The organism is Nitrobacter winogradskyi Nb-255 (assembly GCF_000012725.1).
Classification (GTDB): domain Bacteria; phylum Pseudomonadota; class Alphaproteobacteria; order Rhizobiales; family Xanthobacteraceae; genus Nitrobacter; species Nitrobacter winogradskyi.
Map to the genome: position 1 here is coordinate 3,170,986 of NC_007406.1, position 21,139 is coordinate 3,192,124.

Genomic DNA, 21,139 nt, shown 5'->3' on the forward strand with positions numbered 1-21,139 from the left:
GATGATTACTATACGTCCATTCGCAGCGTTGCGGCCCATTCTTCTCATCTTGATCATTGTCGGGACGTTGCTGCCCTGGTGTCCAGCCGCGGCTCAAATCCCTGATCTGGGTAGTGGGCGGGTCCCGACACTTGCTCCGCTGGTACGCGAAGTCACGCCGGCGGTTGTGAATATCTCCGTTCGTGGCCGCGTGAAGGAGGACAATCCTCTTTATCGCGATCCTTTCTTTCGCGATTTTTTTGACTTGCCGCGACAACTGGAGAGAGAGGTCCAGGCCACGGGATCGGGCGTCATCGTCGATGCGCAACGCGGATATATCCTCACCGCCAACCATGTCGTGGCGCAAATATCGACGGCTCAAATCACGACAAAAGACGGCAGAAGGTTCTCGGCCGGGCTGATCGGGCGCGATCCAGGAACTGATATCGCGGTGCTCCAGATCAAGCGCGGAAACAATCTCAAGGCTATTCGGTTGGGCGACAGCGACAAACTGGAGGTCGGCGACTTCGTGATAGCTGTCGGCAACCCCTTCGGCCTGGGTCAGACGGTGACCTCCGGCCTTGTGAGCGCGCTGGGTCGCACCGGCCTTGGCAAGCATGGCTACGAGGACTTCATTCAAACCGACGCGCCAATCAATCCCGGCAACTCTGGCGGAGCATTGATCAATTTGAAGGGCGAACTCGTCGGAATCAACACCGCGATCATTTCACCGGGCGGCGGCAACATCGGAATCGGCTTTGCCGTACCGATCAATATGGCACGGCAGGTCATGGAGCAGATCGTCGAATACGGCGTCGTGCGGCGCGGCCGTATCGGCGTATCGGTACAGGATCTGAGCACGGTCAGTTCGGAACCACAAGCTACCGGAAGGAGCGAGGGCGCTCTGATCGCCAGTGTCCTCCGAGGATCTTCGGCCGAGGCGGCTGGCATTCGCAGAGGCGATATCATCGTCGCTGCGGACGGCGTTCCCATTCGTAGTGCGGCGCAACTTCGCAATAAGATCGGACTGGCCCGTATTGGCGAGCGCGTGCAGCTGACATTCGACCGCAGGGGCACTTTACACACAGTCGTCGTCGAGATCTCCGCTACAAGGAGTGCTCCGGCGGCGTCTTCACTGAGAAGATGATAATCGTCTGTTGGGAGATGAGGCCCAATTTACGTTCGAATTTGAACTCCATGCAATCGCTCAGACGACTTCAGATTGACATGGCTATGGGGACGATGATCTTAGCGACGGCCTGCACCCCACAGTACGCGCAGCGGGTAATTTTTTTAGAGAATCACAACATGCAGGACACGCTCCTGAGCGAGCGGCCATCGCGCGGCGGCTCAGCCGCGCAATGAATTCAGACGTCTATTCTATTCGGCCTCCAGCCTTTCAGGAGGAGCAACCCTTGCAGATATCAGGAATCAGCTCGTCAGCACGGAAATCCGAACTCACGCTGAATGCCCGCTTCCTGATCATTTTCCGGTTTGTCGTCGACTGGTCTGGAGACGCCATCCGAACCTTTGCAGCAGGATCGGCTTGATGCCGCTTTGAATGCGACCTCTCCATGGCAGCGACTTGGCTCGTGCCGAAGAGCACCGCGCACATAGTGAGAATTGCGAGAATAAGGCGCGTGGTTCGCTCTCGCTCTTTAGGCTTTCCTGTTTCGGGCCGAGAACCTGATGCGCCCCGTTTGAACAAATCAGACATCCAACGTCCCAGCCGGCTGTGTGTCCGCTTAATGATCGCACCTTGGTAGGATACCAAAAGAACCTGCAAGGCTTTCATAGCCACATCCTCCTGGAAGCAACATGGTTATGCCAAGAAACCGAAATCTTTGCGGATTGGGCGCGCCATACGCTCGGCAGTGTTCTGTGTCATCGCGCAATCGAGGGCTCCGGCTGACTTTCAACCTCGGCCGGAGCCGTCGAAGATTTAGGAACTGACGCGAATAGGGGGCAAGACCGCCTGCTCCAAAGCCGCGAGTCGCGCATTAACCTCCGCAATCCAATCATCAGTTGCGACGATCAAGGAGCGCCGCTCGAGTTCTCCTCCAAGCACAGCTTCCTTCAAGCGCCGCAGACGGCTGATTTCAACAGCTGGCGGCAAATGAGAAGTTGGCATCTGCACCTCCCAAGGTCTACATCTGCGCCAAGTTGCGGATGGCAGACCGTTCTTGAGCCAAACGCCGGACAACGAACTGGCGTTCCAGCTCCGTGAGATCGGTCTTAAGGATCCGCTGGTAGCGGCGGATGTTATTCCGGTGCGCCCGCATCGACGCAGCTCGCAGGTCCGCCTCTCGCCGCAGGCGCGCCAGGTGATACACCGCCGGAGCGATGGTTGCATGGCTATCGGCATCTATGTTTCCGGCCATGATTCGTTTCGCCGCTCCGCCGCGCGGTGGCGGATCGTCCTCGTCCAGGCCGCGGAGCGCGCTGAGAATGTCGCTCAGCCGGAGTGGCGTCGTATGCCCCGGAATCATTCTCAGCATCGGCGAGGATTCGACCGCATACATATCGGATGCCCAGACCGATAGGATAGCCCGCTTTTCGTCCGAAGAGAGCTTCGGGTCTTTGAGAACCGCTTGAACGGAACGGTGATGTGCATCGGGGCGAAACTGCATCGATGCAACTTGATCACGAACGGCACGCTTCATCTTCCCCTCCTTCTCCTTTCATTGGGGATCAACTGATGGGTATTGGGTGGCGATCGATGCCGCCCAGCCCGATGTGCAGGTGCGGTTAAGCGGCGCGCTTCTTTTCGATCTGCGGATCAGGAGCAACGCCGATGGGAATGCGCCGAGGTTTCATGGCCTCTGGGATTTCCCTCACGAGCTTGATCTGGAGCAGACCATTCTCGAATGTCGCGCCTTCGACCTTGACGTAGTCGGCGAGATTAAAGGTCCGCTTGAACGGGCGCGCCGAGATCCCCCGGTACAGGTAATCCTTGTTGGCCGCTTCCGTCTTGCGTCCTTCAATGGAGAGCACGTTCTGTTCGGCCGTCACCGCAATTTCATCCGGCGAGAAACCGGCCAGCGACAGCGATATCTGGTAGCGGTCTTCAGACTGCCGCTCGATGTTGTATGGCGGATAATGATCCTCGCCCTCGGTGCGTTGCGCCGCATCAAAGAGGTCGAAAAGATGGTCGTATCCGATGGTGGACCGCGACAGGGGTGCAAAATCATAAGCTCTCATAGCCAAATCCTCCTTGGAGCAAGATGGATACGAGCGGACGTCGGACACCGGCCGGCGCCCGTCTCAATCCTCGAGCCCTTCTAGCGCTCAAGACCGCTTCTTCAGCGGCAAAAATCGAACTAGAAAAACGGCTGTAGATTTCAAGAGGGCACGGTGAAAGTTTTTAGCGCCTCAATAGCACCTATGGTTCCCTTGAGTGTTGCTCGGCAACATGGCGTGATTGTCGGCGCTGCTATGAGGCGCTATTCCTCGTCGTCTTGTGGGGTGAGAAGTTCGACCAGTTCGGCGGTCCGGCCGCTGGGCAGCGCCCGGCCTTCGTTGATCAGCGCTTCATTGTTGTTTACCCAGGCCCAGGCCTTGGTCAGTTCCTCGATTGTGCCTCGGTCGCGATGATCTCGGTCACCAAAATCTCGTCGGTGGGACCGATAACGGAAAGAACATCGTCGCGCGTGAGAGCCATTCTTGTACCTCCGTTCCTTCACCACCTGCTGATCGCGAACGATACCAGTTCATAAACGTTCTAGGGGAGCGGATGCGGCTCGATTATCGCGATTTCCTCTTGACGGATGTCGAGCTGTACCCAAATCAAAATCGCCATCTGCTGAAGAAGGGATGGTTTCCAAGGGGCGTCAGCTCTTTGGCGCCCTTGTATCCATGTTGCTTCACAAGGAGGATATGGCTATGAGAAACACCTTCGACTTTGCGCCTCTGTTCCGATCGACGATCGGTTTCGATCGCATGCTGGATACGCTTGAGTCTGCGAGCCGCGTGACATCGATCGATAACGTGGCCACCTTACGACATCGTCAGGACGAGCGAGGACGACTACCGCATCAGCATGGCGGTGGCAGGCTTGACCGAGGCTGACCTGGCGATCACGCAAGAGCAGAACATGCTCCTGGTCGCGGGACAGAAGTCAGGCCAGGATGAAGCGAGCGGGCACTATTTGCATCGCGGTATTGCCGCACGAGCCTTCCAGCGCCGCTTCGAGCTTGCCGACCACGTGAAGGTCGTGGCCGCGAATCTAGTGAACGGTCTGCTGACCATCGACCTCAAGCGTGAGCTTCCCGAAGAGATGAAGCCACGCCGCATCGCCATCACCGCGGGCGAAGCGCTGACAAAAGCTGAGACTAAGCAGGTTCAGCCCGAGAAGCAGGCAGCCTAAGGCTCTCGTCATCGAAGCCTCCAAAGAGGCGTCGGGCCTTGCGCCCGGCGCAATGGGAAGCTGCACCGACAGCAACATAAGGAGATAATCATGAGTGTTCGTGATCTGATCCCGTGGGGCCGCTCCAACAATCAGGTTCCTACGGCATTTCGTGACGACAATCGCGATCCATTCCTCTCGCTACATCGGGAGATGAATCGGCTGTTCGACGACGTGTTCCGCGGCTTCGACGGTCGCCTGCCGGCGTTCGGATCGCTGTCATCTTTCAACGGGGCCTGGCCGAACGTCGAGATCTCCGACAGTGACAAGGAGATCAAGGTAACGGCCGAAATCCCTGGTCTCGAAGAAAAGGATCTCGAGGTGTTCCTCAACGAGGGGGTGCTGACGTTGAAAGGCGAGAAGCGGTCTGAGGTGGAGGACAAGGAGAAGCAGTTCTCCGAACGCTTCTATGGCCACTTTGAGCGGCGCATCCCGCTCGGGATTGAGGTGGAGGAAGACAAGATCGAGGCGCGGTTCAAAAACGGTGTGCTGAACATCGTGCTTCCCAAAAGCCCAAAGGCTCAGTCGCAGGTGAAGCGCATCGCGATCAAGAGCTGATGAGTCGCGTCGGGTCGGCGGCTGGCGAGCCGCCGATTCCTCCATCGATTAGAGGAGGAGTCGGCTTCCAAGGTCGCCCACGCGGTGAACCGCGAAGCGAATGATGGCATGCGACGCCGAGGGCAATGCAGCCACCTCTCACCACCTGGCCCTGGTGAGCAGCTTGTTGCGTCCGTTGCCTTGAACGGCCGATGCTTGCAACGCCGTCGGCACGGCAGACTGCCCGTAGGCGATCGGAAAAGTTCGATAATGTCGAAGAAGGTCATAGCCGACCAGGGGATTGAGCTTTGCGACGCAAGGAGTAGAGCCGCTGCAGCCCCTCCTTTTGCGCTCAGAAGGCAAATCGGAGCTTGAAGTCAAAATCATCAGTCCAGGATAGTTCAGCGCGCACGAGCTGAGACAGTTGCAACTCACCCCGACGGTGATCTGGCTGCGTCTCTGCCGCTGACAGCCCAACATACTCAACATCTAAACGGAACCATGCCAACAACGCTATGATATTGTCCGTCGTCAGATAATTTGAGACTGATCAGACATTTCTAGAAGAGAGGCTCTGGTTCATCTGTGGTTAGAGTTTAAGCGGCCTGCAGCTGATGCTGCAAGCGACGGTTTGCGATGGTGTCGCGCTTGATGCGGTGTCGTTCGGCGAGGATTGTCTCAGCCCTGCCGAAGTAGACGTCGGCAGGTGTAACGTTGCCGATGCTCTCGTGGTAGCGGTCATGATTATAGTGTTCGACGAACGCGGCGACCTGACGTTTGAGGTCGTCCGGTAAATAGTAGTTCTCAAGCAGGATGCGGTTCTTCAACGTTTGATGCCAACGCTCGATCTTGCCCTGAGTCTGAGGATGATACGGCGCTCCGCGCACATGCTGCATGTCCTTGGCCCTGAGCCACGTGGCCAGATCATCCGCGACGTAACTCGAACCATTGTCGCTGAGAAGCCGGGGCCGCTGCCTGACGCTGACGTGATCCAGACCAGAGGCGGCCAGTGCCTGATCGAGCGTAGCCGTGACGTCGGAGGCACACATCGTGGGACCTAACCTCCAGGCGACGATGTAGCGCGAGAAGTCGTCGAGCACCGTCGATAGATAGTACCAGCCCCAGCCGGTGATCTTCAGGTAGGTGAAGTCGGTCTGCCAGAGCTGGTTGGCGGCGGTGGTCTTGTCCTTGAACTCGTTCGCCGCCTTGATCACTACATAGGCCGGACTGGTGATGAGGTCGTGCGCCTTCAGCAGCCGATAGACCGAAGCCTCCGAGACAAAGTACTTTCTCTCGTCGGTAAACCGCACGGCGAGCTCTCGCGGCGATAGTTCCGGAAGCTCCAATGCCAGGTCGATGATCTGGCCGCGGACGTCATCCGGGATACGATTCCAGACCCGATCCGGTCGAGAGCGGTGATCTGCCAGGGCCTCAATGCCGCCCGCGCGGTAGCGATCGTACCATCTATAAAACGTGGCGCGGGGGATGCCGAGCTTGTCCAGCGTGCGTTTGGCCGGCAAATGCGACTGCTCCACCAACGCGATGATCTCGGCTTTCTCGGACGCAGGATACCTCATGCCTCGTTCTCCCCATCCCCGTTCATGCTTTTTTTTAGCAGACGGTTCTCCAGGGTGAGATCGGCGACGACTTCCTTCAACGCCGAGGCTTCCCGACGAAGATCTTTCACCTCGCCAGAGGTTGCGGCACGTGCCGTGTCGCCCGCCAACCGGCGCTTGCCGGCTTCCAGGAACTCCTTGGACCAACCGTAATACATCGAGGCGGCGATGCCTTCGCGGCGGCAAAGCTCGGAGATGTTCTCCTCGCCGCGCAGTCCTTCCAGCACGATACGGATCTTCTCCTCCGCCGAATAATGCCGGCGCGTCTGCCGTCGGATGTCCTTCAGCACCTGTTCTGCCGGCGCTTTGCCTGGTCCGGATTTCTGTCTCATCTGCGCTCCAAATTGGCTGCGATGATCCAGAAATCCTCCCTTCCCGAAAACTCCTAAACTGTCTCAAGAGCCCTGACGGCGGACATCCGCGCTATCCAAGCGTCAATTTTTGAATCAGAGAAAGTAGGGCGCCGCAGGACTGGCGGAGAGGGAGGGATTCGAACCTCGCTACGTTGGACTCCACGAACGTACGATCGCAAGTTCAATAAAGTTTTCTCAGAAACCACTGGCATTGTTGGGTGATTGGAGCGTTACTGTCGGCGCGTTGAGTGCCCTTTTCGACCACTGAATAGCCCGCCCCGCCGGTGTGTTGCCGTGACGGGGCTTCGGTGGTGACAGCGATGATGCTGCCGCGACCGGAGAAGTCACATGGCCAAAACACAATCCCGCAAAGCCGCACCTCGATCAGCGATGGCGACCAAGCGCACAAAGTCCGCGCACCCTTCCTTGACCAGAACCGCCAAAGCTGCACCGGTCAAGAAGATCATCTCAACACCAGCCCGATCGTTGGATCGGCCGGTGCGGCATCGCAGTGGCAGCAAGCAAGCCCTGGTCATCGAGATGCTGATGAAGCCTGAGGGTACAACGATCGGCGACATCATGAAGGCCACAGATTGGCAGCAGCATTCGGTGCGCGGCTTTTTTGCTGGCGTCATCCGGAAGAAGCTCAAGCTGACGTTGATATCGAAAGCTGCTGAAGCCGGTCGGATCTACAAAGTATCTGGCGACACCGCATCTACCGCTTCCACCGGATCGACGTCAAACAATACTGCGGCCTGATGCCATGGAGCGAAGGTCAGGCTCCCGAAAGCCTATCGGTCGAAGGCTGATGGGCTTGTCAATGGAAGACGAGATTGCGCATCTGCGCAGTCTCGATCTACTCAGCTTGCACGCTCGCTGGCAGAGTGTTGTTGGGCGCCCGGCCCCGGAACACCTGCCCAAGCATCTGCTGTTCGGCATCCTTGCCTATCGCATCCAGGCCGATGCACTTGGGGATCTCGATGCTGCGACGGTGCAACTTCTGAAGCGTGCGGCTACCGTGCGGTCTTTGAGTGAGGTTTTGCCATTGGTATCGGCACAGGATCAGCGCAAGCAAGCCATGGTGCCCGGCACTGTTCTAACCCGGGAGTGGAACGGGCAACTTCATCGGGTGATGGCCGTCGAAGGCGGCTTCGCTTTTGAGGGCAAGACCTTCGACAGCCTGTCGGGGATTGCGTTCGCGATCACCGGCACAAACTGGAATGGACCGCGCTTTTTTGGTCTCCGTGCCGGAAACGGCAAGGGAGTGCAACCATGAAGCCGGACGACAACCGTGTTGTCCGGTGCGCGATCTATACCAGGGTGTCTACGGACACCGGCCTTGATCAGGAGTTCAACTCGCTGGATGCCCAGTATGATGCATCCCAGGCCTATATCCGAAGTCAGGCGCATGCAGGCTGGTCGCTGGTCAAGGCGCGATATGATGATGGCGGCTTCTCTGGCGGATCGACCGATCGCCCTGCCCTGCAGCGGTTGCTGGCGGATGTCGCGGCCCGCCGGATCCACATCATCGTCGTCTATAAGGTGGACCGGCTGACCCGCTCTCTGGCTGACTTCGCCAAGCTGGTCGAACTGTTCGATGCCCATGGTGTGTCATTTGTCTCGGTGACCCAGCAGTTCAACACCACCACATCGATGGGACGGTTGACGCTGAACGTGCTTTTGTCCTTCGCGCAATTCGAGCGGGAAGTCACCTCGGAGCGCATCCGCGACAAGATTGCAGCCTCTAAACGCAAGGGGCTATGGGTCGGCGGCATGGTTCCTCTGGGTTATATCCTCAAGGATGGTCAGCTTCACCTTCAGGAGGAAGAGGCCAATACCGTTCGTCTGATCTTTCAGCGCTATCTGGAACTCGGCAGCGTCAACCGCCTCGTCAAGGACCTGAAGGAGCGAGGCTTTAAGTCCAAGGTCCGGCAGCTGGCATCAGGCGGAACGAGAGGAGGTGTGCCGTTCACGCAGGGACCGTTGTTCTATATGCTGCGGAACCGGTTTTATCTGGGCGAGGTCAGGTTTAAGGGCGAGATTCTGCCTGGACCGCAGCCCGCCCTGCTCGACCGCGCACTGTTTGAGGCCGTTCAGAAAAAGTTGACCGAACAGCGGTCCCACCACACGACGACCCGTATCCGAACCCGCGCCCTCCTTGCAGGGCTGCTGTTTGATGACGCAGGTCATCGGATGATCTTGACCTACGCCAGTCGAAACCGTGTTCGGCATCGCTATTACGTCTCTGCGCCCTGCATCCGGGGTCAAACGGATGAGCCGGTTGGCTCTGTGACCCGCGTGCCTGCGTCAGACATTGAAGCCTCGATCTCCAAGGCGGTCATGGCCAACACGGATGTCGATGAACCATCCTCGAACGAAACCTTGTCTCGAGAAGTGCTTGAGCGGTTCGTCATCCAGATTGAGGTTCGCAAGAACCAGTTGGCCATTCATCTAAGGTCTGGCGAAAACGATATCCAAGGGACGCAGGACGATCCAGATCCGGATGAATCTCGCGCGGTCGCTACGCGCATCATCGTCGTACCCTGGAAGAAGCCCTCAAGGCCAGCCCGAGAAATCTTGTTGCCGGCGAACACGCCAGAGCATCGCGCCAGGCCCATGAAGGCCGAACGCCGGTCGGCTCTGATCCGAGCGATCGGCCGCGGCCGCCTCTGGCTTCAGGAGATCGTCGACGGCCGCGAGACCATCGAAAGCCTTGCCGCTAGGCAACATTGCAGCACGCGACATATCAAGATGACGATCTCGCTCGCCTTCCTTGCACCGACGCTCGTGACAGCAGCCGTTGAAGGACGATTCCCGCGCGGAATTGGCGTTGCTGCCCTTCGCGATGCGCCGGCTGAATGGTCACAGCAGATGAGGCGGCTCGGATTGGCGCCCACAGGCACTCCCGGTCCTGCCAGCCGATAACCCTGCCTTATCCTGTCAGCCAATTCCCAGGAACGGGAATTTGCGCCGCAGAGACAGCGCCCCAAAACGAGCCCAGACGGGTCACAGAGACAGCACCTCCGCAGATCAAAGTGCGGAAAAGCCCGCCAACAGCGGGGCTTTTTCGACAGTCTCTGGAAATGCGGAAAATAACAGACTGAGTGGTGGGCGCGACAGGGATCGAACCTGTGACCCCTACCATGTCAAGGTAGTGCTCTCCCGCTGAGCTACGCGCCCGAAAACTCCCACAGGGGTCGCCGGTCCTATATCGGCTCCCGCGCCGACAGGCAAGGATCAGCGGCCATCTGAATCAAGCCGCCAGCATCTTGTTCACTTCGCTGACCAGTTCACGCAGATGCACCGGCTTGGACAACACCTTTGCGTTCTTGGGCGCTTCGGAATCAGAATTCAGCGCGACGGCCGCAAAACCGGTGATGAACATGATCTTGATGTCGGGATCGAGCTCGGAAGCGCGGCGAGCCAGCTCGATACCGTCCATTTCAGGCATGACGATATCGGTGAGAAGCATTTCAAAGGGCTCCTCGCGCAGCCTCTGATAGGCTGAGAGGCCGTTGTCATAGGACGACACCTTGAAACCGGCATTTTCCAGCGCCTTGACCAGAAACCGGCGCATGTCGTTGTCGTCTTCGGCGAGGAGGATCTTGTGCATGGAAATCATTGGGGCCCGGCTGGATAAGCAGTCTTTTATATAATCCATATCTGGTAAATTTGGAGTGAAGGCGAACTGGGGCTTGGCAGAAGGGTTGCGATTATCGACAATACAGGTTCAGAAACGCCTGTCCGGAGGTGTCCGGCGGACGGCTGCGCAAGGATGACGCCGGCGATGAGCCAGTTTGACGGTGACCAACCGCCTCCTTTCGAGATCGCAGAGCCGGTGACATGGCGATCCCCCATCATCTTTAACTCTCCGCATTCCGGTTCGATCTATCCGGAGCAGTTCCTGTCCGCGTCGCGAATCGATCTCGCCGGCCTGCGCCGGTCGGAGGATTCGTTCATGGATGAACTGATCGGTGGCTTGACCGATGCCGGTTTTCCGGTGGTCCGGGTCAATTTTCCCCGTTCCTACGTCGATGTGAACCGCGAACCTTACGAACTCGACCCCCGAATGTTCACCGGGCGGCTGCCGAGCTTCGCCAATACGCGATCGATGCGCGTCGCGGGTGGTCTCGGCACCATCCCGCGCGTGGTCGGCGACGGCGAGGAAATATATCGCGAGCGTCTCAGCGTGGAGGATGCGCTCGGCCGGATCGAGCAGCTCTACAAACCCTATCATCGCGCGCTGCGACGGCTGATCTACAAGGCGCATCAGACGTTCGGAACGGTCATCCTCGTGGATTGCCATTCGATGCCGTCGACCGGCATCGCGCCGGAGGAGCCCAGGCGGTCGGACATCGTGATCGGTGATCGCTATGAAACCAGTTGCGCGCCGCAGATTCCGAACATCATCGACGATCTGTTGAGAAGCCTCGGTTACTCGGTCACCCGCAACAAGCCCTACGCGGGCGGATTCATCACCGAGCATTACGGCAACCCAGCCAGCGGACTGCACGCGGTTCAACTCGAGCTCAACCGGGCGGTCTACATGGATGAGCGGCACTGCGAGCGTGGTCCCCGCTTCAATCAGGTGGCCGCGGATTTCCTGACGCTCGCCAATGCCCTGGCCGCGATCCCCCTGGAAGATCTCGGCCCCTTCCGCGCCGCCGCGGAATAGCTCCCGGCGCCCGGCCAACGGTCTGAAACCCGCAAAGAAAAAGGGCCGCCCGTCGAACAAGCGACCCGAGTCTAGGGAGGAAACGCCCAAGGAGGGCAGCGATAGCGCAAAGGCTACCGCAACGCACAATATGTAACCGCGCTGCACAAAATGCAAGGGATTTTCGAGCTAGAGCGGGATGGGTTTATTTTGAATCGATTGAGATTCCCAAATCAGAATTCATCTGATTCAACATGCTGACTGGGAAGGAGGCCAGCATGGATGGGACGAGCCTATTCGAACGACCTTCGTGAGCGGGTAGTGCGTGCTGTCGTTAAAGGCGGCCTGTCGCGGCATCAGGCTGCGGCCCAGTTTGGGGTGGGCATCAGCACGGCGATCAACTGGGTACAACGCTTCCACGAGACCGGCAGCGTCGCGCCAAGCCAGATCGGCGGCTATAGGCCAAAGAAGATTGCGGGGCCGCACCGCGAATGGCTGCTGCAACGGTGCCGAAAGGACTTTACCGTGCGCGGGCTGGTGGCCGAACTTGCCGAGCGTGGCCTTAAGGTCGATTACCGCACGATGTGGGAGTTCGTTCACGCTGTGAAGCTCAGTTACAAAAAAAGACGCTGATTGCTGCAGAGCAGGATCGTCCCGATGTCGCCCGTCGGCGAGCGCAATGGACCAAGTATCGAGATCGGATTGATCCCACTCGGCTGGTGTTCATCGATGAGACCTGGACCAAAACCAATATGGCGCCGCTGCGGGGCTGGGCGCCGCGCGGTCAACGCATCAGAGCCAAGGTGCCGCATGGCCGCTGGCAGACCATGACCTTTATGGCCGCTCTGCGCCACGATCGCATCACCGCGCCGTGGTTCATCGAGGGGCCGATCAACGGCGAAGCCTTCCTTCTCTACATCGAGAAGGTTCTGGTCCCGACCCTGCGGCACGGCGACATCGTCATTATGGACAACCTCGGCTCGCACAAGGCCAGCGCCGTGCGTCGCGTCATCCGTGCCGCCGGTGCCCGGCTCTTCTACCTGCCGAAATACTCGCCTGATCTGAACCCGATCGAGCAGTTCTTTGCCAAGTTCAAACACTGGCTACGCAAAGCCACGCAGCGGACCACCGAGGCCGTCTACAATGCTATCCCTCCGATCCTCGAAACCGTTGCACCGGCTGAATGCGCCAACTACTTCGTCAATGCAGGATACAACCAAATCTAAACTCATCATGCTCTAACTCCCCGAAAATAGAAGTAATTTAAATCATTTGTCGTACCCTGCCGTGCATCAAGCCTCGACCTTGACCGCTGCTATTCATCCTAAAAATTCAAATACTTAATAGTATTTTATCGAGATTTTCTGCCTCCGCCCTCAGGGGCGCGTCCGATGCGCACTGAGCCAGTCCAAGGATGCAGTCCCAACGCCCGCGAACGATTCGAGCACGGGAAAACTGCACCGTAACCGGATGGCGGACGGTGCGATATCCGATCCGGACATGTATAGGAGGCGGTTCAGCCATGGCGTTTCGAGCAAGGCGGATGACCTGTCAGCGTGAGAAAACGCGTCAGAACACAAACTCAGGCTTCGCTTCTGATCCAGCCAGAGGCGAAAATGCCAGGGCATGATCCCGAAAAGCAGAAACCGGTTTTCGGAGAAGATCATGTTCCAACAAAAAGATAAGCGATGAGTCCGATTCAACCCGGTTGAAACAGATTCCAGCGGCACAACAAACATTACCCGGTGAGGTACAGCGTGACGGTGATTGACTTTACCGCCTTTATTGACCGTCTCGCGACGGCGTCGGGCGAAACGATCCTGCCGTTTTTCAGAACGTCTCTTCTCGACGTCGAAAACAAGAGCGCCAGCCGCGACTTCGATCCGGTGACGGAGGCAGATCGGGCGGCCGAGGCGGTGATGCGCCGGATGATCCAGGCGAGCTTTCCCGAGCACGGCATCGTCGGCGAGGAATTCGGCAATCAGAACGAAGACGCCGAATATGTCTGGATGCTGGACCCCATCGACGGCACCAAATCCTTCATCGCGGGTTTTCCGATCTGGGGCACGCTGATCGCGCTGCTGCATCGCGGAACGCCGGTGTTCGGCATGATGCACCAACCCTATATCGGCGAAAGGTTCAGCGGCGACAACCGTTCCTCGCGCTACCGTGGACCTTCGCAGGGACGCAAGCTCGCGGTGCGGCGATGCCCGTCGCTGCAGGAGGCGACCTCGTTCACGACCAGCCCTCTCCTGATGAATCCCGACGATCGCGCCGCGTTCGGCAAGGTCGAAGCCGAGGTACGGCTGACCCGCTATGGCGGCGACTGCTATTCCTACTGCATGCTGGCCGCGGGCCATCTCGATCTCGTCATCGAAACGGAACTGAAATCGTATGACATCGCGGCTTTGATACCGATCATTACCGGGGCCGGAGGCGTGATCACGACGTGGGAGGGCGAGCCGGCTCAGGGTGGCGGCCGCGTCGTCGCCGCCGGCGACCGCCGCGTCCACGAGGCCGCGCTGAAGCGGCTCAACGGCTAGAGACGCTTTTTCTTCACGCGAACCGGTCCCACTTCGCTCGAAAACGCTATGGATCTTCCGGCGAAGCAGCCGAGCGGTTCGCCGCAAGAAGACGCGGCCATACAATAATTTCCGGAGTATTTCCGCTTCAGATGGAATGAGAAGGCGCGGAAAACGCTAAAACAGCGGCGTGCCTGGCACGAAGGCGTCGAACGCCGCCCAGAACTGGGCACGGTAGCGATCCTGTTCCTGCAGGATTTCATGCTTCGATCCGGCGATGACGAGGTGCAATCCGCTGCGTAGATGATAGGCGAACTGCTCGATGGCCGGCGTGGAGACGATGGCGTCGCTGCCGGCCGCGATCAACAGCAACGGCTGACGAATCCGCGCCGGATAACTTGCATCGCGAAAATCGTGCATCGTCTGGAAGGCGGTGTCGGCCCATGCCACCGTCGGAGACGCAATTCCCAGCGTCGGGTCCTCCTGCAGGATCGCGACATTGCGGGCGAACCGCACGGGATCGCTGGTCAGGAAGTTGCCGGCGAAACCGCCCATGCCGGTGATCTGGGCGCTCCCGCCGGGAACGTAGCGGCCGCCCTGTCCCAACAGCCGCATCGCCCGCAGCAGCGTGCGCACCGGGAGCGAGGTGCGACGTCCCGGCAGGTCGATCATCGGCGCCGACAGTACCATGCGGTCGAACCAGCGATTGCCGGCGCGGGCCACCCGCAGCAGCACCGCTCCCCCCATTGAATGGGCCAGCGCAAAGTATGGCGGCGGACAATCCGGCAGCACCACCTGCCTGACGAACGCGCGAACGTCGTTTTCGTAGTCTGAGAAACGGCGCACATGGCCCTTGCGCGGGTCGGGCAGCTGGCGCAACGAATGCCCCTGTCCCCGCCAGTCAATCATCGCCACCGCAAAACCGCGGTCGCGCAAATCGCGTACGGTCTCGAAGTACTTTTCGATCTGCTCGCCGCGTCCGGTGAACAGGCAGACGGTCCCCTTGCGCCCCTGCGGCGACGGCCACCGCGCGAAACGTAAGTCGACCCCGTCTGAGGTTCTCACGGCGCCGCTGACGCAATTCTCCGGAACCGGATTTGCGGGGATTGAAAGCAGCTTCATGACCGAACCGGCTGGAGGAGAAACCTGAAAGAGCGGATCGCCTGACAGCAGCCGTGTCCCGCCTCTTGAACGTGCCTGAACTGCCTCCATATCATTTTCGTGCAGGCCGCTACCAGTGGTCCCGAAGGGATCGCTCAGGCTGCACGAGACGAAAGCCCGGCCCGATTGGCGGGCGGGTTCCCTAGATGTCGCTCAATGGAGGACTGAACCATGCGCACTTTCGATCTCACCCCGTTTTATCGTTCCACCGTCGGCTTCGACCGTCTCTTCAACCTGCTCGATCAGGCCAACGGCGACGCGCCTGGCTACCCGCCCTACAACATCGAGCGCACCGGAGATAACGCGTATCGTATCAGCGTCGCCGTCTCGGGATTTGCGCCGAACGAGCTCTCGATCGTCGCCAAGGAAAACACGCTGACCATCAAGGGCGAGAAGGTCGCCAATGAGAACGGCAAGGAAAAGTCCGAGGTGCTGTATCGCGGTATCGCGGCCCGCGCCTTCGAACGCGCCTTCCAGCTTGCCGATTACGTGCAGGTGAAGAACGCCTCGTTGGAGAACGGGTTGCTGCATGTGGATCTCGTTCGCGAGATTCCGGAAGCCAAGAAGCCTCGCAGCATTCCGATCTCGACCGGTACGGCAACCGCGCCGGCCGTCGAGAAGGCGGCCGCCTGACCAAGGACTTTTTTCCGAACGAGGAAAGCGCCCCGGCTCCGCCGGGGCGTTTATGCTGAGCCATCCCCGAAGAGCGAGACGGATCAGGTTTGATCAATTTCACCGCCGTCGCGTTTTGGGCATAACTTCCACGCCATCGGCGACTCCCCGGCGCTTGTGTGATAGAGAAAAATTTGGCAATGTGAGGGTTAGGACAGCAAAGCTGTCTTAATTTGAAGATCGGCTTGGCACCGAGGTATTGCCGCGTATGCAGGCGTCTGATGTCCGGTCAGGGCATGACAGGCTCGCTGTCCCCGCGGACGTCGGGCAACCAGGCTTGAATTCTCAAAACTTCGGCTCGCGGCTTGCGAAGGGTGGCCCGAGGGTTGTCAACCCGAGATTGTCAACCCAGAGGTTGTCGATCGGGGTGGCCACGGCCGCCCAGGGTGCGCCGAAGACGCGGACATTTGCAGGATGTCACATCCTGGCCGGGAAAGGACTGAGATGAGCGGGCCATCGTTCGAGCGGGAGACCATCGGGTCTCATTCACCGGCAGCGGAGTCGGCCGCGAAACCGCTTGAAGCCGCAGGTCCGCACGCAGGTCATGAACAGACCCATGAACACACCTGGCGACCGCCGGCGGAGGGCTTCTATGACCCCGCGCTGGAAAGAGATTCCTGCGGCGTCGGTTTCATCGCCAACATCAAGGGCAGGAAGTCGCATCAGATCGTCTCCGACGCGATCAGCATTCTCTGCAACCTCGAACATCGCGGCGCGGTCGGCGCCGATCCGCGCTCCGGGGATGGAGCGGGCATCCTCGTGCAGATTCCGCACGTGTTTTTTGCACGCAAGGCGAAGGAACTCGGCTTCACGCTGCCGAAGCCCGGCGAATACGCCGTCGGCGCGCTGTTCATGCCGCGCGAGACCGCATGGCGCGAGATCATCCGGAGCATCATCGCCGATCAGATCAAGGCCGAAGGGCTGACCCTGCTCGGCTGGCGCGAGGTGCCCACCGACAACTCCTCGCTCGGTGAAACCGTCAAGCCGACCGAACCCGCCAACATGCAGGTGTTCATCGGCCGCAACGGCGCCGCCGCGACCGAGGACGAGTTCGAGCGCAGGCTCTACATCCTGCGCAAGTCGATCTCGCAGGCGATCTTTGAGCGGCGCGAGCGCGGTCTCTCCGGCTACTATCCGGTATCGATGTCGTGCCGCACCGTGATCTACAAGGGCATGTTTCTCGCCGACCAGCTCGGCGCCTATTATCCCGACCTGCACGAGCCGGATTTCGAATCAGCCCTGGCGCTGGTGCATCAGCGCTTCTCCACCAACACCTTCCCCGCCTGGTCGCTGGCCCATCCCTATCGCATGGTGGCGCACAACGGCGAGATCAACACGCTGCGCGGCAACGTCAACTGGATGGCGGCGCGGCAGGCGTCGGTGCATTCCGATCTGTACGGCAAGGACATCAGCCGGCTGTGGCCGATCTCCTACGAAGGCCAGTCCGACACGGCCTGCTTCGACAACAGCCTCGAATTTCTGGTGCAGGGCGGCTATTCGCTCGCGCATGCGGTGATGATGATGATCCCCGAGGCGTGGGCGGGCAATCCCTTGATGGATGAGCAGCGACGCGCCTTCTATGAATATCATGCGGCGCTGATGGAGCCGTGGGACGGTCCGGCGGCGCTCGCCTTCACCGATGGCCGGCAGATCGGCGCCACGCTCGACCGCAACGGCCTGCGCCCGGCGCGCTATCTCGTGACCCGCGACGACCGCATCGTGATGGCGTCCGAGATGGGCGTGCTCAAAATTCCGGAAGACCAGATCGTCACCAAGTGGCGGCTCCAGCCCGGCAAGATGCTGCTGGTCGATCTCGAGCAGGGCCGTCTCATCCCCGACGACGAGATCAAGGCCACGCTGGCGAACAGCCATCCGTATCGGGAATGGCTCGGCCGCACCCAAATCCAGGTCGAGAACCTGCCGGACGCGCCGGCCAGGGCGACACGCTCCAACCTGCCGTTGCTGGATCGCCAGCGGGCCTTCGGCTACTCGCAGGAAGACATCAACATCCTGATGACGCCGATGGCCTCCATCGGCGAGGAAGCCTCGGGATCGATGGGCAACGACACGCCGCTTTCGGCGCTGTCGGACCGTCCGAAGCAGCTTTTCACCTACTTCAAGCAGAATTTCGCGCAGGTCACCAACCCGCCGATCGATCCCATTCGCGAAGAACTGGTGATGAGCCTGGTCTCGATCATCGGACCGCGGCCGAACCTGTTCGATCTCGAAGGTCTGGCCTCGACCAAGCGGCTCGAAGTACGGCAGCCGATCCTGACCGACGCCGACCTCGAAAAGATCCGCTCGATCTCCGATGTCGCCGAATCGCACTTCGTCTCGCGCACTCTCGACATCACTTTCGAGGCCAGCGTCGGCCCGGCCGGGCTCGAACAGGTTCTCGACGAGCTCTGCGCATGCGCGGAAGCCGCGGTGCGGGAAGGCGTCAACATCATCATCCTGTCCGACCGCATGATGGGCGTCGACCGGATTCCGATTCCCGCGCTGCTCGCCTGCGCCGCCGTGCATCACCATCTGATCCGCGTCGGCCTGCGCACATCGGTCGGCCTCGTCGTCGAATCCGGCGAACCGCGGGAAGTGCACCACTTCGCCTGCCTCGCCGGTTATGGCGCCGAGGCGATCAACCCTTACCTCGCGTTCGAGACCATCATCGCGATGAAGGAGCGGCTGCCGGGCAGCCTCGACGACAAGGAAATCGTCAAGCGCTACATCAAATCGATCGGCAAGGGACTGCTCAAGGTGATGTCGAAGATGGGCATCTCGACCTATCAGTCGTATTGCGGCGCGCAGATCTTCGACGCTATCGGACTGAAAGCCGACTTCATCGCGAAGTACTTCGCAGGCACGCATAGTCGCATCGAGGGTGTCGGCCTGGCGGAGATCGCGGAAGAAACCGTGCGCCGCCACGCTGACGCGTTCGGCGACATCCAGATCTACAAATCCGCGCTCGATGTCGGCGGCGAATACGCCTTCCGCACCCGCGGCGAGGATCACGCCTGGACCGCCGAGTCGGTATCCAATCTGCAGCACGCCGTGCGTGGCAACTCGCAGGAACGCTATCGCGCGTTCGCGAAGATCCTCAACGAACAGTCCGAGCGGCTGCTGACGCTGCGCGGCCTGTTCCGGTTCAAGACCGCCGAAGACGACCAGCGCAAGCCCGTCCCCCTCGACGGGGTCGAGCCGGCGAAGGAGATCGTCAAGCGCTTTGCGACCGGCGCCATGAGCTTCGGCTCCATCTCGCGGGAAGCTCATACCACGCTCGCGATCGCGATGAACCGGATCGGCGGCAAGTCGAACACCGGCGAGGGAGGCGAGGAGGCCGACCGCTTCAAGCCGATGCCGACCGGCGACTCGATGCGCTCGGCGATCAAGCAGGTCGCCTCGGGGCGCTTCGGCGTCACCACGGAATATCTGGTCAACTCCGACATGATCCAGATCAAGATGGCGCAGGGCGCAAAGCCCGGCGAGGGCGGACAGCTGCCCGGCCACAAGGTCAACGCAACCATCGCCCGCGTGCGCCATTCGACGCCCGGCGTCGGCCTGATCTCGCCGCCTCCGCATCACGACATCTATTCGATCGAGGATCTCGCCCAGCTCATCTACGACCTGAAGAACGTCAACCCGGAGAGTCTGGTCTCGGTGAAGCTGGTCTCGGAGATCGGCGTCGGCACGGTCGCGGCCGGCGTCGCCAAGGCCCGCGCCGATCACGTCACCATCGCCGGCTTCGAGGGCGGCACCGGCGCATCACCGCTGACCTCGATCAAGCACGCCGGCTCGCCCTGGGAGATCGGGCTTGCCGAAACCCACCAGACGCTGGTGCGGGAGAAGCTGCGCGCGCGTGTCGCCGTGCAGGTCGACGGCGGCTTCCGCACCGGCCGCGACGTCGTGATCGGCGCGCTGCTTGGCGCAGATGAATTCGGCTTCGCCACCGCGCCGCTGATTGCCGCCGGCTGCATCATGATGCGCAAATGCCATCTCAACACCTGTCCGGTCGGCGTCGCGACCCAGGATCCGGTGCTACGCAGGCGCTTCACCGGCCAGCCCGAGCATGTCATCAACTACTTCTTCTTCGTCGCGGAGGAAGTGCGCGAGATCATGGCGCAACTCGGCTATCGCACCTTCGACGAGATGATCGGCCAGGTGCAGATGCTGGACCAGACCGCGCTGGTGACGCACTGGAAAGCCAAGGGGCTCGACTTCTCGAAGCTGTTCTACCGGCAGAAGGAAGCGCCGGGCCAGAAGATCCATCACGCCGAAGCGCAGAACCACCACCTCGACAAGGTGCTGGACCGCAAGCTGATCGCGCAGGCGAAGCCCGCGCTCGATCGCGGCGCGCCGGTGACGATCGAGACCGGGATCAACAACACCGACCGCTCGACCGGCGCGATGCTGTCAGGCACCGTCGCGAAGATTTACGGCCATGCCGGCCTGCCGCTCGACACCATCCAGGTCCATTTCAAGGGCACCGCCGGTCAGGCGTTCGGAGCATGGCTCGGGCGCGGCATCACTTTCGACCTTGAGGGTGAAGGCAACGACTATGTCGGCAAGGGCCTTTCCGGCGGACGAATCATCGTGCGACCGCCGGCGGATTCCGGCATCGTGCCGGAGGAATCGATCATCGTCGGCAATACCGTGATGTACGGCGCGATCGAAGGCGAATGCTACTTTCGCGGCATCGCCGGCGAGCGCTTCGCGGTGCGCAACTCCGGCGCGGTCGCCGTCGTCGAGGGCGCCGGAGATCACTGCTGCGAATACATGACCGGCGGCATCGTCGTCGTGCTGGGCAGGACCGGGCGCAATTTCGCGGCCGGCATGTCCGGCGGCGTCGCCTATGTGCTCGACGAGACCGGCGACTTTTCGAAACTGTGCAACCTCGCGATGGTCGATCTGGAGCCAGTGCTGTCGGAAGAAATGATCAATGCCGGCACCTATCATCACAGCGGCGACCTCGAGGCGCATGGGCGCGTCGACGTGTTCCAGAACCTGCTGGAATCCGATGTCGAACGGCTGCACGTGCTGGTCACGCGCCACGCCAGGCTCGCCGGATCCAGACGCGCCGCCGACATCCTGGCGAACTGGAAGGCGTACTTGCCGAAGTTCCGCAAGGTGATGCCGGTTGAATACCGCCGCGCATTGAAGGAAATGAAGGCCAACGCGGACGCCGAACCGAAGATCGCGATCGGCGCGTAACACGAATACCGTCATCCTGAAGGACGCGCGCCTCG

At 60.2% G+C, this 21,139-nt stretch carries 15 protein-coding genes, 1 tRNA gene and 1 pseudogene; 11 read left to right on the plus strand and 6 right to left on the minus strand.

The annotated features are described in order from the left end of the window. Position 1: 1 nt before the first annotated feature. Positions 2-1,126: a trypsin-like peptidase domain-containing protein gene (locus tag NWI_RS15255; RefSeq protein ID WP_011316109.1), complete on the plus strand. Its 1,125-nt coding sequence runs from the start codon at positions 2-4 to the stop codon at positions 1,124-1,126. A 1,000-nt stretch (positions 1,127-2,126) separates the two neighbouring features. Here NWI_RS15255 and NWI_RS15270 read toward each other — a convergent pair. Together NWI_RS15270 and NWI_RS15275 are read right to left on the minus strand one after the other, a co-directional pair. Further along, positions 2,127-2,477, minus strand: a complete 351-nt coding sequence (locus NWI_RS15270) for a hypothetical protein (RefSeq protein WP_244374931.1) — start codon at positions 2,475-2,477, stop codon at positions 2,127-2,129. Positions 2,478-2,727: 250 nt separating this feature from the next. Continuing rightward, positions 2,728-3,180: an Hsp20 family protein gene (locus NWI_RS15275; RefSeq protein ID WP_011316111.1), complete on the minus strand. Its 453-nt coding sequence runs from the start codon at positions 3,178-3,180 to the stop codon at positions 2,728-2,730. 681 nt (positions 3,181-3,861) lie between these two features. Here NWI_RS15275 and NWI_RS15280 point away from each other — a divergent pair. After that, positions 3,862-4,345: pseudogene (locus NWI_RS15280) on the plus strand (Hsp20 family protein). 90 nt (positions 4,346-4,435) lie between these two features. Further along, positions 4,436-4,942, plus strand: a complete 507-nt coding sequence (locus NWI_RS15285; protein WP_011316115.1) for an Hsp20/alpha crystallin family protein — start codon at positions 4,436-4,438, stop codon at positions 4,940-4,942. Positions 4,943-5,517: 575 nt separating this feature from the next. Here NWI_RS15285 and NWI_RS15290 read toward each other — a convergent pair. Beyond that, positions 5,518-6,869 (minus strand): IS3 family transposase gene (locus tag NWI_RS15290; protein ID WP_148203749.1). Its coding sequence is split into 2 segments (ribosomal slippage): positions 5,518-6,536 and positions 6,536-6,869, totalling 1,353 coding nucleotides; the frame shifts between segments, so codons are not numbered across the junction. 369 nt (positions 6,870-7,238) lie between these two features. Here NWI_RS15290 and NWI_RS15300 point away from each other — a divergent pair. From NWI_RS15300 to NWI_RS15310, 3 genes are all read left to right on the plus strand, one after another. Next, complete coding sequence (locus NWI_RS15300) at positions 7,239-7,649, plus strand: DUF3489 domain-containing protein (protein WP_011316116.1); 411 nt, start codon at positions 7,239-7,241, stop codon at positions 7,647-7,649. A 61-nt stretch (positions 7,650-7,710) separates the two neighbouring features. Continuing rightward, positions 7,711-8,166: a DUF2924 domain-containing protein gene (locus tag NWI_RS15305; protein ID WP_081431748.1), complete on the plus strand. Its 456-nt coding sequence runs from the start codon at positions 7,711-7,713 to the stop codon at positions 8,164-8,166. Further along, complete coding sequence (locus NWI_RS15310) at positions 8,163-9,815, plus strand: recombinase family protein (protein ID WP_011316118.1); 1,653 nt, start codon at positions 8,163-8,165, stop codon at positions 9,813-9,815. Before NWI_RS15305 ends, NWI_RS15310 begins: the two co-directional genes overlap by 4 nt. Positions 9,816-9,995: 180 nt before the next feature. On the opposite strand, the gene NWI_RS15315 is transcribed toward NWI_RS15310, so the two are convergent. Further along, a tRNA-Val gene (locus NWI_RS15315) sits at positions 9,996-10,070 on the minus strand. 73 nt (positions 10,071-10,143) lie between these two features. After that, positions 10,144-10,503 (minus strand): cell cycle two-component system response regulator CpdR, encoded by a 360-nt coding sequence (gene cpdR, locus NWI_RS15320; RefSeq protein ID WP_009797255.1) that lies wholly within the window; start codon positions 10,501-10,503, stop codon positions 10,144-10,146. Positions 10,504-10,677: 174 nt separating this feature from the next. On the opposite strand from cpdR, the gene NWI_RS15325 reads away from it, so the two are divergent. The 3 genes from NWI_RS15325 (at position 10,678) to hisN (ending at position 14,087) form a co-directional block, all read left to right on the plus strand. Then, positions 10,678-11,565 carry an N-formylglutamate amidohydrolase gene (locus tag NWI_RS15325; RefSeq protein WP_011316120.1) on the plus strand — a complete coding sequence of 296 codons (888 nt, stop codon included), beginning with the start codon at positions 10,678-10,680 and terminating at the stop codon, positions 11,563-11,565. Positions 11,566-11,826: 261 nt separating this feature from the next. Then, positions 11,827-12,770, plus strand: a protein-coding gene (locus NWI_RS17245) for an IS630 family transposase (protein WP_187147993.1) whose coding sequence is annotated in 2 segments (ribosomal slippage) — positions 11,827-12,162 and positions 12,165-12,770 — 942 coding nt in all. Because the reading frame shifts where the segments join, the coding sequence is not laid out codon by codon here. A gap of 531 nt (positions 12,771-13,301) precedes the next feature. Then, positions 13,302-14,087: a histidinol-phosphatase gene (hisN, locus tag NWI_RS15345; protein ID WP_011316122.1), complete on the plus strand. Its 786-nt coding sequence runs from the start codon at positions 13,302-13,304 to the stop codon at positions 14,085-14,087. A 156-nt stretch (positions 14,088-14,243) separates the two neighbouring features. Here hisN and NWI_RS15350 read toward each other — a convergent pair whose 3' ends face one another. Continuing rightward, a complete protein-coding gene (locus NWI_RS15350) occupies positions 14,244-15,188 on the minus strand; it encodes an alpha/beta fold hydrolase (protein ID WP_041345198.1) in 945 nt (314 codons plus the stop codon). Between the two features lie 210 nt (positions 15,189-15,398). On the opposite strand from NWI_RS15350, the gene NWI_RS15355 reads away from it, so the two are divergent. Both NWI_RS15355 and gltB read left to right on the plus strand, forming a co-directional pair. Next, positions 15,399-15,860: an Hsp20 family protein gene (locus NWI_RS15355; protein ID WP_011316124.1), complete on the plus strand. Its 462-nt coding sequence runs from the start codon at positions 15,399-15,401 to the stop codon at positions 15,858-15,860. Between the two features lie 483 nt (positions 15,861-16,343). After that, positions 16,344-21,104: a glutamate synthase large subunit gene (gene gltB / locus NWI_RS15360; RefSeq protein WP_041345199.1), complete on the plus strand. Its 4,761-nt coding sequence runs from the start codon at positions 16,344-16,346 to the stop codon at positions 21,102-21,104. The last annotated feature ends 35 nt before the right edge of the window (positions 21,105-21,139 follow it).

Excerpts from the sequence above, each read along its gene's own strand:
- NWI_RS15270 (WP_244374931.1), bottom strand. The coding sequence starts at position 2,477 with ATGCTGAGAATGATTCCGGGGCATACGACGCCACTCCGGCTGAGCGAC.
- NWI_RS15310 (WP_011316118.1), top strand. The coding sequence starts at position 8,163 with ATGAAGCCGGACGACAACCGTGTTGTCCGGTGCGCGATCTATACCAGG.
- gltB (WP_041345199.1), top strand. The coding sequence starts at position 16,344 with ATGAGCGGGCCATCGTTCGAGCGGGAGACCATCGGGTCTCATTCACCG.
- NWI_RS15350 (WP_041345198.1), bottom strand. The coding sequence starts at position 15,188 with ATGAAGCTGCTTTCAATCCCCGCAAATCCGGTTCCGGAGAATTGCGTC.
- cpdR (WP_009797255.1), bottom strand. The coding sequence starts at position 10,503 with ATGCACAAGATCCTCCTCGCCGAAGACGACAACGACATGCGCCGGTTT.
- NWI_RS15305 (WP_081431748.1), top strand. The coding sequence starts at position 7,711 with ATGGAAGACGAGATTGCGCATCTGCGCAGTCTCGATCTACTCAGCTTG.
- NWI_RS15325 (WP_011316120.1), top strand. The coding sequence starts at position 10,678 with ATGAGCCAGTTTGACGGTGACCAACCGCCTCCTTTCGAGATCGCAGAG.
- NWI_RS15355 (WP_011316124.1), top strand. The coding sequence starts at position 15,399 with ATGCGCACTTTCGATCTCACCCCGTTTTATCGTTCCACCGTCGGCTTC.
- NWI_RS15275 (WP_011316111.1), bottom strand. The coding sequence starts at position 3,180 with ATGAGAGCTTATGATTTTGCACCCCTGTCGCGGTCCACCATCGGATAC.
- NWI_RS15255 (WP_011316109.1), top strand. The coding sequence starts at position 2 with ATGATTACTATACGTCCATTCGCAGCGTTGCGGCCCATTCTTCTCATC.
- NWI_RS15300 (WP_011316116.1), top strand. The coding sequence starts at position 7,239 with ATGGCCAAAACACAATCCCGCAAAGCCGCACCTCGATCAGCGATGGCG.
- NWI_RS15285 (WP_011316115.1), top strand. The coding sequence starts at position 4,436 with ATGAGTGTTCGTGATCTGATCCCGTGGGGCCGCTCCAACAATCAGGTT.